Source organism: Acetobacter sp. A11-2 (genome assembly GCF_040208445.1).
Taxonomy (GTDB): Bacteria; Pseudomonadota; Alphaproteobacteria; order Acetobacterales; family Acetobacteraceae; genus Acetobacter; species Acetobacter oryzoeni.
Genome location: NZ_CP157843.1, coordinates 962,959 through 979,792 on the forward strand (window position 1 = coordinate 962,959; position 16,834 = coordinate 979,792).

At 52.3% G+C, this 16,834-nt stretch carries 10 protein-coding genes and 1 riboswitch; of the genes, 2 read left to right on the forward strand and 8 right to left on the reverse strand.

Annotation, left to right across the window (positions count from 1 at the left end; translation table 11 throughout):
* Positions 1 to 26 precede the first annotated feature (26 nt).
* The 5 genes from ABNV41_RS04700 to ABNV41_RS04720 form a co-directional block, all read right to left on the reverse strand.
* On the reverse strand, positions 27 to 932 hold the full coding sequence (locus ABNV41_RS04700) for an alpha/beta hydrolase (RefSeq protein ID WP_050819842.1): 906 nt from the start codon (positions 930 to 932) through the stop codon (positions 27 to 29).
* A gap of 294 nt (positions 933 to 1,226) precedes the next feature.
* Positions 1,227 to 2,249 carry an IS110 family transposase gene (locus ABNV41_RS04705; RefSeq protein ID WP_050818395.1) on the reverse strand — a complete coding sequence of 341 codons (1,023 nt, stop codon included), beginning with the start codon at positions 2,247 to 2,249 and terminating at the stop codon, positions 1,227 to 1,229.
* A gap of 261 nt (positions 2,250 to 2,510) precedes the next feature.
* Complete coding sequence (locus ABNV41_RS04710; protein WP_088364685.1) at positions 2,511 to 3,896, reverse strand: IS1380-like element IS1380A family transposase; 1,386 nt, start codon at positions 3,894 to 3,896, stop codon at positions 2,511 to 2,513.
* Positions 3,897 to 3,953: 57 nt separating this feature from the next.
* Complete coding sequence (locus ABNV41_RS04715; protein ID WP_408871379.1) at positions 3,954 to 4,517, reverse strand: TonB-dependent receptor plug domain-containing protein; 564 nt, start codon at positions 4,515 to 4,517, stop codon at positions 3,954 to 3,956.
* A gap of 140 nt (positions 4,518 to 4,657) precedes the next feature.
* On the reverse strand, positions 4,658 to 5,098 hold the full coding sequence (locus ABNV41_RS04720; protein ID WP_050820409.1) for a DUF2946 family protein: 441 nt from the start codon (positions 5,096 to 5,098) through the stop codon (positions 4,658 to 4,660).
* Positions 5,099 to 5,219: 121 nt separating this feature from the next.
* On the opposite strand from ABNV41_RS04720, the gene ABNV41_RS04725 reads away from it, so the two are divergent.
* Entirely contained in the window at positions 5,220 to 5,366 is a 147-nt protein-coding gene (locus tag ABNV41_RS04725; RefSeq protein WP_155467994.1) for a hypothetical protein, read from the forward strand.
* 46 nt (positions 5,367 to 5,412) lie between these two features.
* Positions 5,413 to 5,715: a hypothetical protein gene (locus tag ABNV41_RS04730; RefSeq protein ID WP_349935045.1), complete on the forward strand. Its 303-nt coding sequence runs from the start codon at positions 5,413 to 5,415 to the stop codon at positions 5,713 to 5,715.
* Positions 5,716 to 5,766: 51 nt separating this feature from the next.
* Here ABNV41_RS04730 and thiD read toward each other — a convergent pair whose 3' ends face one another.
* From thiD to ABNV41_RS04745, 3 genes are all read right to left on the reverse strand, one after another.
* Complete coding sequence (gene thiD / locus ABNV41_RS04735) at positions 5,767 to 6,567, reverse strand: bifunctional hydroxymethylpyrimidine kinase/phosphomethylpyrimidine kinase (protein ID WP_050819828.1); 801 nt, start codon at positions 6,565 to 6,567, stop codon at positions 5,767 to 5,769.
* Positions 6,568 to 6,628: 61 nt separating this feature from the next.
* A riboswitch (TPP riboswitch) is annotated at positions 6,629 to 6,748 on the reverse strand.
* Between the two features lie 74 nt (positions 6,749 to 6,822).
* The gene (locus tag ABNV41_RS04740; protein ID WP_349935046.1) at positions 6,823 to 8,163 is read right to left on the reverse strand and encodes an amidohydrolase family protein; all 1,341 of its coding nucleotides are present in this window, start codon (positions 8,161 to 8,163) and stop codon (positions 6,823 to 6,825) included.
* A 65-nt stretch (positions 8,164 to 8,228) separates the two neighbouring features.
* The gene (locus tag ABNV41_RS04745) at positions 8,229 to 16,787 is read right to left on the reverse strand and encodes a GH36-type glycosyl hydrolase domain-containing protein (RefSeq protein WP_349935047.1); all 8,559 of its coding nucleotides are present in this window, start codon (positions 16,785 to 16,787) and stop codon (positions 8,229 to 8,231) included.
* Positions 16,788 to 16,834: the final 47 nt, after the last annotated feature.

The following is a 16,834-nucleotide window of genomic DNA, read 5'->3' on the forward strand; positions in this document are numbered from 1 at the left end:
GCCGTGTATTGGCGGGGTTTGTAAGTTTATAACAGGCGACGTACGGCTTCCAACACATCATGACGCACACGCTTGCCTAGAGAGGAGGGCAATAGGTCAAAGGCATGTACTTCATTGGCATAGACGATAAGTTCTGTTGGTACGCTTGCTTTCCATAGGCGCTGCGCAAAAGTGATATCTTCATCGCGAAATAGATCCAGCGCACCAGTAATAATGAATGTTGGCGGCAAGCCAGAGAGATCACGCATGAATGCAGGCGATAAATAACCAAATTGCGGATCATCATCAGCCAATTCTCCACGCACGGCAGACCAAGCATGTTGGTTCTGGGCGCGTGTCCACACAAACTCTCCTGTTGTCGGATCATCTGAAGGTGCATCTGTGCTGCCTGTGCGCAGATCAAGCATTGGATAAATCAGGACTTGTGCGTGCAATTTTATCTTGCCGCGATCTCGCGCCAGAAGTGCTGTGGCGGCGGCCAAACATCCTCCACCACTATCACCCATAACCATGATGCGCTCAGAATTAATGCCCAATTCTCCCGCACTCTCATGCAGCCAGACCAGTGCGGCATAAACATCTTCCAACCCACCAGGGAAAGGCGTTTCCGGTGCCAAGCGATAATCAACCGAGACAATGAGGGTGCCTGTTTCAGATGCCAGTCGGTCCAGCATACCCGCCTGCATGTCAGGGGTTCCGGCAATCATGCCGCCACCATGGACGTAAAGAATGGCAGACGTTGTTCTGCTGGTTTTAGGTGGGTGAAATAGGATAACGCGAACATCCGGGGCTGCATCTGGGCCGGGGATCAGTCGCTCCTCATATTTGACAGCTCCAGAATTGAGGAGAGCTGTTGTCCCTTCAACCAAGCTGCGGCGGAACTCCATCAGATCATCCTGCTCTGGGTTGAAGGACGGAAATGACGCAATCATGTCGCGCTGTTCGACGCGGATTTCTTCTGTGGTTACCGTCCGTTATGCAAGAGTTTTCTGACCAATATTGACGTGTGATCGTGTGCGGTCTTCTGTAAGGCCTGTTGATGTGGCCTTTCAGAAGCCACTGGCCGGTATGGTGATCAGCGGATCAGATCCAAATCTCACAGGCGTGCTTTAAAGCACAGAGAAATCCACTGGTTTTTCCGATCCGGATCAAACGATCATGCGCCCATTCAGGTCATCGCCCTCTCACACCCCTACCGGTTCCATCCGCGGGAGCCGAGCCATCGCTCAGGCTGCCAGGGACAGGGCCGGATCCCGATAATCCTCCTGTTTTGTTGCCATGGCCCAGATGGCTCGTGCCATCCTGTTGGCCAGCGCAATGGCTACCAGCATACGGGGCTTGCGGGCCAGCATCCGTGCCAGCCAGCTTCCCGGTGCAGGGGCCTTACGGCTGGCCCAGTTCACCTGGGTCATGGCGCCCATGATGAGAAGCCTGCGGATATCAGCCTGCCCGGCTTTTGATATCTTCCCCAGCCTTTCCTTTCCGCCAGATGAGAACTGACGGGGCACCAGCCCCAGCCACGCAGCAAAGTCGCGCCCGCGCCGGAAGCTCTGCAGGTCAGGCGCAAAAGCTTCAATCGCAAGAGCGGTCAGAGGACCCACTCCAGGCATGCTCTGCAATCTGCAGGTGTTTTCACTTTCCTGGGCAAGCATCCTGATCTTCTTTGTTCTGACATCAATCCGCACACTCTGCTCCGAAATCTGTCGCAGCAGATCAAGGCATTCCTGCTTCACAGCCTCTGGCAGAACCGCCTCATCCAGCATGGTTTCAATGTGTCTGATATGCGCAATCCCCTGTGGCACGACGAGACCGAATTCATACAGAACGGCACGCAGGGCATTCACCAGTTCCGTGCGCTGGTGCACCAGACGCTGCCGGGCCCGGAAAAGAACGCCACGCGCCTGCTGCGCTTCAGTGCGTGGTTCGACAAAGCGCATTTCCGGCTGCCGGGCCGCAATGACGATCGCTTCCGCATCAGCAGCATCGTTCTTCTGGCGCTTCACGAAAGGCTTCACATACTGCGGAGCGATCAGTCTGACCTCGTGACCAGCTCCTGCCAGTTCGCGAGCCCAGTAATGCGCGCTCCCGCACGCTTCAAGAACGACCAGAGCAGGCGGCTGCGTGGCCATGAACTGCATAAACTGCTGACGACGCAGCTTTTTGCGAAACATCACCTCGCCCGCACGCGAAGCTCCATGAACCTGGAAAATGTTCTTTGCCAGATCAACGCCTATCACTGTATCCTTCATCTGCCGTCCTTTCGCGCAGTCGTTTCTTCCAACGACCATTCTGGCACATTGCGATGCCGTGCGGGGAGGACGGCAACCACCCCATCTCACACTTGAGGCAATTTCGGGTCATTTTGTAGAATTCAGTCATACCACAGGAGCCCGATCTGGAATATTGACGATATTCTGCTTCTGGCGGCGGGTTCTGAACGCAGTGAGGGTGTCACGGCCTGAGAAGGCAGTGTTGGTGGAAGCTATGTGGTCTGTGCACTGTCTGTTTCTTCAGATGGCCTGCCGGAGCCTTCGCAATCGTGCATGAGCGAGGGCGAATTCGTGCTGACAGGGGAACATGTCCGGCATGAACAGGACAATCCGACGGACGCTGAGCGTTACACGTGTCGCGATTTTGAGCAGTCGTGCGCGTATGGTGCCACAGGTCGCCGTCTCCAGGCTGGTCTGGCCAAGGGCCAGTCTTTGCAGAGCGGTCAGCAGGACATAGGCTGCGGCCGAGAACCACAGCCGGAGCTGGTTGGCCCGGATGGTGTGGGACGAGGTCCTGTCTGAGAACAGATCCATCTGGCATTCCTTGATGCGGTTTTCCATATCCCCGCGTGCGCAGTAAATCTGTTCGTAGAGATGGCGGGGGTCGGACATTCCCTGCGGTAGCGTGGTGACAATAAAGCGATGATAGCGGTTGCCGTGGCGCCATTCGGCCTTGGCCACCACCCGCCTGCGGCGCGTCCAGCTGTCCTTTGTGATCCAGTCAAAGGAGGCAAAGCCGCGCGCAGCTCTGCCTGTCGTGGCGGCTTCGTCACGAACCTCAGCGGACAAAGAGGCAATCCGGTCATACAGGCGGGTGTTGCCTGCAAGCCCGAACAGGAAGTCAACGTGGTTGTCTTCGCACCATGTCATCAGACTGTCCCGGGCGAAACCGCTGTCCCCACGCACCAGGATACGCACCCGAGGCCAACGGCTCCTGATCTGCTCCACGATCCGGCGGATGTCTGCCAGTGCTTCCTTCCCCGGGTCCCTGTCTGCCGTGCGCAGGGTAGCGCTGAGGAGATGGTCCCCGCAGAAGACATACAGGGGAAGATAGCAGTTATGGCCGTAATATCCATGAAAGGCGCGGCCTTCCTGATGGCCATGGATACGGTCATCGGTGGCATCCACATCCAGAACGATCCGGGCGGGTGCGTGCTCATGCTGGTCAAGGAAGAGCGTGACGAACAGGGTAGCCAGGGCCTCATGATCAGCAATGATCCGACAGTAACGATCTGCCTTGTGCCCACTGCGCTCCAACCGGTTCAGTGTAGATTTGCCAGCCAATGCTGCGCAGTTTGCCCGGCCTCCTGACAGACGACCCGAGGCCAGACCAAAGATCAGGTCATGCCGCAGGGCATCGTGATCATTGAGATCTTCATAGCCCAGTGCCAGGCCCATGATCCGCTGACGGACAAGGTCTTCAACCCGGTATTCCACAAAGCCGGGATGCCGCTTATCGCGAAAACAGGCAGCAAAGCGGCGGCTGAGCCCCAGAATGTCATCAGCCTGCTTCACCAGAATGACGCCCCCATCCGAACTCATGCGACCCCCGTCAAAACGGGCCACAACACGCCGTCCACAGGAGGCTGGAAACTCATACGCGCCTGCGCTACACTCTGTCTGCATCGGGTTTTCTTGATGATTATGGAAATTTCTTTTGTGCAAAACAGACTTTTTCATAATCTAACCCGATGTACAACCCTTCTGTGAGATTTCCGCGTCGATACGATCATACATGGAAAGATCAAAACTGGCGTTATTCAACGTGCCAGAAGCGTTTGGCGTGCCATCCACAGAAGTGGTGAGTTGGTACCCACGTGAGTAGAAATTTGAATTGGCCGTAGAGGCCGGCATAACCCGAATACCGTTAATCTGGCGCATGGCGTCCGTCATTGTCAGCATGTTGGAATCTTCCATACGCTGCTGTGTAATGACAGATACAGACTGGGGAATATCCTTCAGTGCAACCGGCGTTTTCCCCCACGCTTCTATTGTTGGCACAGTGTAGGAATGTCGGGAGCCAGATCCATATACCGTAATATTCTGATGGGTTGTTTCAGCAGATGCGTGATTTGCCGAAGATGAACACCCGCATGAAGGCCCTGAAGCGCTGCATTTTTTAGGCCCACTGGTTGAGGTTGGCGTGCAGTAGGCGGGGGGTGAAGCAGCCAAAGCTGGCGCACAGATAAGCGTAAGACCGCCTACCATAACCCCAAAACATGGGAGTGTTCGAAAAATACGAGACATACCTATCTGTCCTGACAGCGTCATACATAAAGGCTGACAGGGCAGGTTGATGTATCCAGCCCTTATGGCTGGTTCCCGCATAGGGCGGGAATGACAGATGCTATTATATTACAGATAGCAGCCGCAAAAACGTGTTCCTGTCAGTAAAGACATGACAGGGAAAGAGGTGGCCCACGTGTATGGGGAAGGCCCGTAAAAACACCAGCAGGTGGAGCCCGTGGGGCACGATCATGATAGATCTGCCGCTTTGCCAGCAGCATAATGCTTAAGGCAACAAAAACCCCGATAAAGGCGATATCAGGCAGTTGCAGCAGCGGGCAGAGAGGGCAGAACCCGTTGTTATCATCATGCGAATGGTGTGCGGGATCATGCCTTTCATCATCGTCAGGCATAACCATGGCATCATCCATATCAGGGCATGCCGGGCTTTTAAGTGCTGGGCCAATATGAAGGCCGGTAAGGCGTTCAAGCGTAGCGCGGGGCATTTCCCCCAGCTGCGCATGACTTTGGAGGAAAAGCTGCCCAACAAGCCCCACCATCACGCAAATGGCCACCAGCCATCGGCTGGCAAACAGGCGCATTTTTGCGTGCATGGTGACTGATCTAGACAAAAATCCTCTCCAAATTGTGCTCTTGTTAAAGGAAGATTATTTGCCTTTTGTCAAGAAAGAGTAAGTGGCATTGCACAATGTGGGCTGTAAAATGACACATGCCACAGATCAGCAAGGCTGTTCTGTGGTAGGGGCAGGTATAGCTGCTCCTATATCAGTTCTCTCGCTTTTGTGGATGAAGGGGCGTAACCCCGTAAAAGACCTGCACGATGCTTTTGTCAGCTTCCGGCTTTTTTAAGCCACATGCGGGTTAGACTGTTATTCCTGCAAAGAGGAAACAAACCATGTCAACTTACAGCATTTTACGTACCGCTATTGAACAGAAAAAAGCCGTTTCTTTTACGCTTCATGACAAGCCGCAGGTTGGTTCACCCCACGCTCTGGGCAAAGGAGATGGCGTAGAAAAAGTGCTGATGTATCGTGGTGTGGATGCACATGAAAAGCGCGTGCCTGCTCAGGGGCAGTGGGATTGCCTTGCCGTATCTGAACTGAGCGACGTGAAACTGCTTGCAGATGAGCCGTTCCACCAAGGCCACCCGGATGCCGCACAGCGCGCTGGCATTCGTGAAGTAGATATTGAACTCTGATATACCCCTGTTTATCGGCATCACGCTCTGTGATGCCGATAAAACCGCACATTATTTCCAAAGGTGATGAAAATGGTGCAGGGGGCCGTGGCCATGCCCGACATCAAGCGTATCACTCGCCGCAAGAGCGCCATGTAGATACGCTTTTGCCTCACGCACGCTTTCTTCCACCGATTTGGAAGGTAGTAACGCCGCTATTGCAGCAGAGAGTGTGCAGCCGGTACCGTGGTCATTACGTGTGTGGATACGGGGCGCTGCAAACTCCATAATTTCATCGGGGCCATACAGCAGATCAACACTCTCGGTTGATCCTTCAAGATGGCCACCTTTCAGCAAAACCCATTCTGAACCCAGCTTGGCCAACTCTTTTACCCGTAAGCGCATTTCATCCAGCGTCCACATAGGGTCGGCATCCAGCAAAACGCCTGCTTCTGGCAGATTGGGGGTAATAAGCGTTGCAAGTGGCACCAGAAGGTCTCTGATAGTGTTGACTGCACTGCTTTCCAGAAGGTGATCTCCACTTTTGGCCACCATAACCGGATCAAGCACAATATTTTTTGCACCATGATGATGCAGCCGTTCTGCAATAACCTCGGCAATGCCGATATTGGGCACCATTCCAATTTTAACGGCATCCACCCGCACGTCATCAAACACGCTATCAATTTGCTCACCCACAAATTGTGGGTCTAGCGCCACAAAGGACCGTACACCTTGGGTGTTCTGGGCCACCACAGCCGTAATGGCCGCCATGCCATAAGCTCCCATGGCCGAAAATGCTTTAATATCTGCATGAATTCCTGCGCCACCTGTGGGGTCGGTGCCGGCAATACTCAAAACATTGGCGATCATGGTCAGGCAATTCCCTTTCCGCAAGAACGTGGCTCCCTGCCGCGCAATTCCAGCAAAAAGGATAGGGTGGCCAAACCTGTCCCTTCGCCGGCATAACCCGGATCAGGTTCAAAGGGTCATTGCGCTGCCTGTTGGCTCTGCAATCTCTCAGCCCCATGTCGGGGCACCCCTCGGTAAGGCCTAACGTATCAGGGCAAGCCCCTTTATGCACGCCATATTAAAGGTGAATCTGGCAGGCCGGGGGAACACTGCCTTTTATTTTTGCAGCACAGGGGGAGAAATGGCTACGCCGTTTTCCCATGTTTCAATAATCTTGTCGGCATTTGCTATATTGGCGGCAGGGTTACCGGCAACCACCAATACATCTGCCCGTTTACCCGGTGCCAATACGCCCCGATCAGAAAGATTCAGCAAATCTGCTGCGTTCTGGGTGGCAACATGAATAGTCTGCAAAGGTGCTAGCCCTGCCTGCACGGTAAGGGCGAGTTCCCGATGTTCTGCCACACCGGGCACGCGCAAAGGGGTGGCGCCGCTATCTGTGCCAAAACCGATTTTTACACCAGCATCATGCAGTGTTTTCAGGTTTTGCAGGTTCATCTCTAAAGATGAGTGGGCAAAATCAGCCTGTTTGCCAGCTTTGTGCTGTGCCTGCCATGCAGGATCATTAATCTGTTTCTGTAACGGGCTAGAAAGCCCTGCTATTGCAAAGGGAGTTTGCGTCCACGGTGCGCGATCAGCCCATGCTGTTGTGGCTTCATCCAGCTGAAGGGTGGCAATATACCAGATGCCGCGAGATTTCAGCGCCGCAACCAGCTCTGGCGTAACAGGTTTGTCCCGCACGCCATGGGCAAGAATATCCACCCCGGCAGCCACAACATGCTGGGCATCTTCCAAGTCATGAATATGCGCTGCCACGCGTAACTTGCGTTTGTGAGATTCCTCCACAACGGCAGCAATAATATCCGGGTTCATTTTAACGGGCAGCGTGCCATCAAAATCATCAACCCAGATTTTAACCAGATCTGTGCCTTCATCTGCCATTGTATCCACGGCTTCTCGGGCTTCATTGGCCGTTTTGGGGCGAAAAAGCTGGTTAGGAGCAACATTTACGGGCGGCGCACCGTTGGGAACGCCAATGCCCTGATCAACCCCAAATAGATCAGCTGGCGTTTTCCCTGCGTGTGCCTCCTTACGGAGCGGATCAAACACATCTGGCACGTTATTACCCAACGCCGTAACCGTGGTAACACCGTAACGACGATACTGCCCAAGTGCAGCCATGATATTGGCACGTGTATAAAACTGGGACCCCGTGGTTACGCCCTCATACTGCCCAACATGGCTGTGATCGGAAATAATGCCGGGCAGGGCAGTATCTCCTGAACGATCCAGCACTTTGGCATCTTTGGGTATGGCCACATCCTTGCCAACAGCAAGAATATGATCTCCCTGCATTACAAGTGTTGCATCTTCTATAGGGGGTGCTCCGGTGCCATCCACAATACGCACATGCGTGAGTGCAACGGGAGGGGCAGAGGCTGCAAGCGCCGGTGTTATCATGAACAGAGCGGTTGTGATGAAAAACATACGGCGCATATTGATCCCCCTAAGAGCGGCATGAACGGGAAGAAATTGGTATTCGTTCCATGTTTAGCAAATATTCATGAGCCAAGTATCACTTCTACTTTATGTAAAAGCCCATCATCTTGCATGTTCACTTCATGCATCATGTAACTTTGCAGACCATCTACGGTGATCTTTCTAACACCACGGCAGACATGATCCGGGTTTTTCACCAGAATACTGTATCGCGCTGTTTTCCATTGCAATGTTACCTCAAATTCTGGCCAATGCTGCGGAATGCACGGGTCTATCAAAAGCTTGTCTGCATGGATACGCACGCCAAGAATGGTCTCGGTTCCCACCCGTTGCATCCAACCGGCAGAACCGGTGTACCAAGACCACCCACCACGCCCAACATGCGGGGCTTCGGAGTACACATCAGCAGCAATAACGTAGGGTTCCAGCTTGTAACGGGCTGCTTGTTCCTGTGTCTGGCTATGGGTAATGGGGGTGAGCATATGAAACAACGTTTGGGCCAGATTACCATCACCCAAGGCCGCTATCGCCATAACCGTCCATAAAGCTGCATGGGTGTACTGGCCGCCATTTTCACGTATGCCAGGTGGGTACCCACGAATATAGCCGGGGTCTGGCATGGCTTTATCAAATGGTGGCGTAAGCACCAGAATGAGCCCATCCTGCTGCCGCACAAGCCTGTGAATGGCGGAGCGCATGGCGTGGTTGGCCCGTTCCGGCATGGCTGCCCCAGAAAGCACAGACCATGATTGGGAAATGGCATCTATCTGACATTCCGGCATGGTGTGGGAACCTAGGGGCGTGCCGTCATCAAAATAGGCCCGCAGGTACCAATCTCCATCCCATGTATGTTCCAGCGCTTTGGCCAGTTTACGGGTGTGTTGTTGCCATTTATCTGCCCGCATATCCTCATTACGGGCGCGAGCGATAGGGATAAATATCTCAAGCGTGGAGTAGAGGAACCAACCAAGCCACACACTTTCTCCACGGCCCTGTTCCCCCACACGGTTCATGCCATCGTTCCAGTCCCCCGTGCCCATAAGGGGAAGGCCATGCACACCCACGGCAAGGCTCCGATCAAGCGCACGGGCGCAATGCTCAAAAAGTGTTGCGCTTTCGGCCGAGTGTGCTGGAACCATGAAGTTGTCATGCTCGGTTATGGGTAGCGGAGGGGCTTCCAGAAAACCGATATTTTCATCCAGAACAGCCAGATCACCTGTTGTGGTTACGTAATGCGCAACCGTGTAACCAAGCCATGTGCAATCATCCGAAATATGAGTGCGCACGCCTGCTCCTGTTTGCGGCAGCCACCAATGCTGCACATCGCCTTCCACAAACTGGCGGGAGGCCGCGCGAACAAGATGCTCCCGCACCAAAGTGGGGCAGGAGGCTGCAAGGGCCATGCCATCCTGCAACTGATCTCTGAACCCATAAGCCCCACTGGCCTGATAAAAACCTGCACGCGCACGCACGCGGCTGGAAAGTGTTTGATACAACAGCCAGCCATTGAGCATGATATCCATGCTGCGATCAGGCGTTTTAACCTGAACAGACCCACAAATACTGTTCCACTGCTGTTTGACCTCATCCAGAACGGTGTCCAGATCAACCGTCCGGTAATGGGCAATTATTCGTCTGGCTTCAGCCTCGTTTTCTGCTTCTCCTAGCAGGAAAACAATTTCCACCCGTCCATCTGCTGGCAAAGTAACTATGGTTTGCAAAACACCGCACGGATCAAGCCCAGCACCGGTGCTTCCCTGCACGGTATCTGCCAGTGTTAGGGCATAAGGGCTATTCAGTGTACCATTTCTACCAACAAAGGAGGTCCGGTCTCCTGAACTGGCAGTGACGTAACCACCAATATCGGCAAAGGCAACGCAGCCACCATAAACCGCACTCCATTGATTGCGTGCAAACAGCGCCCCTGTGGCTTCATCTATTTGCGTTGTAATGAACGGCGCTGTTTTGGAGCGTGCCGTACCAAGCACCCATTCAACATATCCGGTCAGAGAAAGTGTGCGGGCATGGCCTGAAAGGTTATGCAACTGAAGGCGAGAAATCTTTATAGGGTCTTTTACCGGCGCATATTGCAACAGCGTGCTGCCTATGCCGTGCGCGATACGATCATACCGCGTATAGCCTCGCCCATGTCGGCAAACATAGGTTGCTTCTATATCACGGCGAATAGTGGCTGTGGGGCTCCATAATACCTTTGTATCTTCATCCCGCAGATAAAAAATCTCGCCCGGTTGATTGCTGACAGGATCATTGGACCACGGGGTTATCTGGTGTTCACGGCTGTTCAGCGCCCATGTATAACCGCTTCCTTCGGCAGATGCCTGAAAACCCGCAGTATCATTGGCAATCACGTTAATCCATGGGGCTGGCGTTGTACGGCCAGATGCCAATACCACCACATATTCCTGCCCATTCTTAGCAAACCCACCATGGCCATTAAAAAATTCAAGTTCGGGAATATCTGGTACCTTGAAGGCACTGGGCGCGAACACATGCGGTGTTTGAAACAAAACAGATTTTGGAGCCACCGCCACATCGGCCTGATCAAGCTGTTCTGCCAAACCCTTATCTGCTGAAAGAACAACCCGGGCTGCCGCCAGCAAAAGGTTCTTAACTGGTGCGGATATCAGATCAGCCCGTAAAATGCTGATAGAGCCAGCCACGGTTGCCGTTTTGGGCATGGAGCGAACAAGGTTTTCAAGAGTGTTCTGTAAATCCTGCAGGTAAGAAGATGGGTGTTCATTCATCAACACCAGATCGACAGCAACCTGCTTAAGCCGCAAGTATTCATGGGCCAGCAGAACCTGCCGGATAATATCCGTATCTGGCGTATCCTTTACGCGCAAAACCACCAAAGGCAGATCACCAGAAATACCTTGTTCCCACAGTATTGGCTGGGCGGCCATACCCTGCATGATAACGGAGGATGGTGCCCGTAAGGCAGCATTTGCAAACAGAATGTGGCCTGCCAAACGCTGGAACAGATCTGCTTCTGCTGGTGTAATATCAAAATGCCGAAACTGGATTTGCGCCTGTGTCCAGGCCAGTGTGCGCGCACGGTCCAGCGCTGTATCATCCTGATGCACCTCAATCAGGCGTTCGAGCTCCTGACGGGATGAAGCCACCATTGTCCAGAACGTTATCCGCGCTGTAGCACCAGGTTTAATGCTGACACGGCTGCGCATTGCAAAGCAGGGGTCCAGCACTGTTCCTGTTTGGCCAGATAGTTCTGTTTCTCCCGCCAATGCCGCAGGGGATTGTAGTGTGCGGCCACGGCCAACAAACTGTGCGCGGTTTGTTTCTACCGTCATGGGTGTGGCGCACACAGCCACATGCGCAGCCCAGATTTCCGGTTCATCAGGCGTGCGGCGCCTACGGGTTGCTATAAGGGCTTTGGCTTCTGGTAGATAATCTGTTTCTACAAACAGTTTTGTAAACGCCGGATGCGCAAGATCGGCATCTGGCGCAAGCAAAGCGAGTTCTGCATAAGATGTAATGTCTATTTCAACATTCTCATAGCCACCATTAAAAACGGTCAGGTAGCGCACATCAGCATCATCTTCCGCAGAAACCATAACCTCAACCGTTGTGGTGAGAGCACCATCACGCCGGGTAAATTCTGCACGATCTTCATGAAAAACACTTACGTAATCATCCGGCTCCTCCCCACAGGGCTGAATGCCAGCAGACCAGACTTTCCCGGTTTTTACGTTTTTGAGGTAGAGATATGACCCAAAATTATCCAACGTTGGGTCTTCCCGCCACCGCGTAACAGCCAAGCCTTGCCACATGGTGTAGCCAGACCCCGCAGCCGTGAGCATAACTGTATAACGGCCATTGGAAAGAAGATGCGTAAAAGGTACTGGCGTATAATCCGTACCGTAATAGCGGCCAGATGTGGCTTGCGGCAATTCCGAACGTGGAAGCGGGTATTCTTCAATTGGCAGAGGGTGAGCCACCGCACCGGTGCGTGGGGCGCGTTCCTGCAACAGCAATTCGGCCGAGGCAATTACTGGGTCATCATGAAAGCGTTTTCTCATGATGCCGTCCAGAACGGCATCTGCAACGGAAAGAATAGACATGCCCTGATGATGCGCCATGTAAGCCTGCACAATGGCCATTTTCTGCCCATCCGGCACGCGTTCTGGAGTGTAATCCAGGGCTTCGTAAAAACCGTATCGACCGTGCGCTCCTGTTTTTTCCAGAACAGAGAGATTAGCCACAGCTTTTTGCGGATCAACCATAGACGCCAGCAGGGTGGCATAGGGCGCCACAACTCTATCCTGCCCAAGGCCACGTTTTAACCCCAGACCCGGAATGCCAAAGTTGGAGTATTGATACGTATAATCAACATCCCGCACATTATAGGCTGATTCCGAAATACCCCATGGAATGTTGTGTGATTGCCCATAAGCAATCTGGCGCTGCACAATAAGCGCATTGGTTTGCTGGAGCAGGCTGCCTATAGGCGCACGCATAACCAGAGAAGGCATAAGATATTCAAACATTGAGCCAGACCACGATACCAGTGCGGCTCCGCTGCCAGCCGAGGTAAGGGCCCGCCCCAGACGGAACCAGTCTCGCGCGGGAATGTCTCCTTTTGCGATAGCAAAAAAGACCGCTAACCGAGATTCAGAAGCCAGCAGATCATAGCAGTTACTATCGGGCGTATCTTCGGTTACCACAAACCCGATAGACAGAAGCTTGCGTGCAGGATCACGCAAAAAGGCAAAGTCCATACCATATGCAAGCATGGTTGCTTTGGTTTGCAGCTCTTTCAGCCGGGCTTCAAATGTTGTGCCTTGCGCGTGGTCCAAATCACGCAAATGGCTTTCAATCGCTTTTAATGGTGCCAAACACCAAAAAAGTGGATCTGCGGTAGTTTGTTCTTCTGCTGCAGTGGGTTCAGCGTACAGGTGAGATGCGTGTTCTGCTATGGTTTGCGCCTGCTTCAGCAATGAAAGCAAACTGGCCTCGGTTTTTACTTCGGAGGCGCTCAGAACAGATGTTTTTAACCGTGCGAGTGACCGAACAAGAACTTTTTGCTGCTTTGTATTCTGCAATCGTTCACCATTACGGAAAGTAAGATCTGTAATGGCTAAAGTAATGGCATCTGCTATTCCCTCACGCCACATGGATGGTTGGGCTGAATTGAGAGTCCATTCTCGGCAAACACGGGCTAGGGCAACAAGATGGCCAGCAAAATTACCGCTATCTACGGTAGAAACATATAAAGGCGCCAGAGGCTCCAAATCCGCCGTACTATACCAGTTATACAAATGCCCTTTGTGTTTTTCTAATGCATCTAGTGTTTTAAATGTGTTTTCAAGCCGCTCTATTGTATCCGCCAAGCCATTCCAGCCAAAATCATAGGCGCTGACAGTGCATAAAAGATAAAGCCCTATATTGGTGGGAGATGTACGTCTGGCTACAACGGGAGAGGGGACTTCCTGAAAATTGTCTGGCGGAAGCATGTGATCATCCGCTGTAACAAACTCCTCAAAAAAGCGCCACGTATTGCGGGCTGTCAGTCGTAAAGTGCGAATATCAGTGCGAGATGGGCGGGATTGAGCCGTTAAAACAGCTACCCGGCTTGTCCATAACCCAATAGCGGGAGAAAACGCCCACAGAACAGCCAGTGGGCCAATAAAAATCAGGTTTTCTACATCTTGCATGGTTACTTGTATGACAAGAATAACCGCAATAAGTGGGGCAGAAAGCATCTTCAGGTAATATTGAAGCAGCCCGGATTGCAAAAGATCTGCCGTTTGCGCTGCAGGCACCCATTGCAACAAATATCGCCGTGTTACAAAAACGCGCCCAAGGGTGCGTATAATTGCATCACCTAACAAACAGGCCTGATGCACCAGAAACGTGATGTTCAGTGCCGTCATCACAACGGCATTGGAAATGGATGCTCCCAATACATTAAAATAGCTACGAAAACTGATCCATTCTCGGCGGGGGGCAATATCGGGAATAACTGGCAGAAAAGCAGGCACAGCCATAATCAGAAGGATAAACAACGTCCAGATACCGGCGTTTTCTGGCAACAAAATCCAACTGATAATCAGAGCCAACAGAGTAAAGGGTGCGCATAAGGTGCGGCGCAAATTATCCACCATTTTCCAGCGCGCAATTCCAGATAAACTGTCGCGCGGGGAAGGGGTGCGGAATATGCCTGAAACAATCCAGGGAAGCAGTTGCCAGTCTCCCCGTGTCCAACGATGGAGCCTTTGAGCCGCAACCAGATAATCTGTCGGAAACTCCTCTATCACCTCAATATCAGACGCCAACCCGGCACGCGCAAAAATACCCTCAAACAGATCGTGGCTTAAAAGGGTTGCTTCTGGCACACGTCCGGCCAAGGCTGCTTCAAACGCATCAATTTCGTAAATGCCTTTGCCCGCGTAAGATCCCTCTCCAAACATATCCTGATAAAGATCTGATATGGCAGATGAATAGGCATCTATTCCGCTAGATGCAGAAAAAATGCGTTGGAACAAAGTGCTCTGATGCCCGATAGGCAAAGAGGGGGTAACGCGCGGTTGTAAAACGGCATAACCCTGCTGCACACGCCCGGTTGTGGCATTGAACTGTGGCGCGTTAAGGGGATGCGCCAGTTTACCCACCAGTTTTTTAACGGTTTCAAGGGGCAGGCGTGTATCTGCATCCAGCGTGACGATATATTTTACAGCTTGAGGAATATTCTGGCAGCATTCTGCCAAAAAAGTGGTATCTGTTGCACCGCGCAACAGTCGGTTCAGTTCATGCAACTTGCCCCGCTTGCGTTCCCACCCCATCCATACGCCTTCACTCTCGCTCCAAACCCTGTGGCGATGAAGAAGGAGAAACCTGTTACCATCCGGGACAGATCCGTATTTTTGGTTAAGATGATGAATACCGGCAGCAGCTGACTGAAAAAGTGCCTCGTCCTCTGGGGCAGAAGCCTCTGAATGATCAGACCAGTCTGTTAAAAGCGCAAAGTACACACCGCTATCATGTGTGGCCAGGTAGTGGACTTCCAACCGGGATAAAAGCTCCTCCACCGTTTTTACGTTAGTAAGCAGGGCAGGAATAACCACCATTGTGCGCAATTTTACCGGAATACCGCCTAAAAGCTCCAATCCCGGTAATGCCGTTACCTTGGTAACGCGCAAAGCCATCCAGTTAATGCACGCAACTGCTGCTTCCAATGCGGGGGCAAATGCCAGAACTGCCACCAAGAGTACCCACGGGAACCATGCTCTTTCCTGAAAGGAAAGCCATACAGGACCAACCAGGAAGATGAGCGCCAGCATAAAAACAATTACGGCATAACCTGTAATGCCGCTTTGGCAGAATGTTTGCGCCAGTTTTCTGGTAAGGCTTGGGCGAAAACCGATGGAGGCCTCCAGAATGGAGCGCCCCTCCATTACCAGATAATAACCGGGATCATTCTTGCGTTGGTCAAACGTATTGGAAGAAGTAGCTTCCTGCGCTAAGGAAACTGCCTTTTTGGCAATATCAATTTCATCAACAGTGCTGCCATAGGCCAAATCTTCAATGGCTTTGCGGTAAAGGTCTCGGCTGGCAAAATCAGCGCATGTAAAACTTGCGTATTCTGCAAATACTGTATCCACCAAACACACTTGTTCAAATGTTTCTGTCCAGTCTGATTCTGCAATATGCCGCAGGCTGGTAATAATATTTCGAATGGTGGCGTTAAAGGCGCCCTGTGTTTGTAAATATTCCTGAATGCCTTGCTCGATATTTGTTTTTTTGTCTGCCAGACGCTGCTCCAGCCATATAAGTACAGGATCTTTTTCTGGATCTATTCCTCTTGAGCGATGAGCAAGCTGCGCCGTAAATGCAGGCGTAATAATGCGTGGATCTATTTGAGATAATATGGCGGACAATGCGGGCGCATCGCTCTTTCGGGCAGATGCAAGTTGATCAGCCAAAATATCCGCTGCTTGTTGGCTGGCATGGCTATCTATAATGGCGCTTACAATCCGGCGCAGATTTTCTATTAAAACAATGCGCAAGGTAATGGGAACAGCCCAAAGCTCACCTATCGTAAGTGGTGTAACCGTTTGGTAGGCAAGCAGAAACCGGCGCAGAAAATCGGGCTGAAGATAGCTGTCTGTATGGGCCACAAAAGCCCATGTAATGCCAAACACGCGCGGCAAACCTATAAAAGGGCCATTCGCAAGCTTGGGCAGGCGCGTATAGTAACCACTCGGCAAATCCAGACTGGTTTCTCTAATCTGCATATCAATAAGGGCATAGTTATCTGCCAACCATTGGGCGGCTGGTGGTAACAATCGCCCTCTTTGGCTTGCCTTGGTTACTGTTTCATTTGCCGCAGCCAGCAGGGCCGCATTTTCTGCCAATCTGCGCTTAAGAGGCTGCCCGCGCCGATTATGCTTGGCGGGCACAACGGCCTGTGCAACTGCCAAGCTTTTGGCGTGCGCTTCCAAACGTTCAATGCCAAAAATTTCGCTTTTTATCGGGAAAAGGTCATCCTGTATGTTGATGTGAATATGCCCCCCGAACAAACGGCGTAAAAACGAACGGCTGGCACTTTTGGGGCCGGTATCAGATAGTTGTTCTGTATGCATGTACCAACTCCCTTATAAGGGCCGTACTCACGTTAAACGCGGCCTTT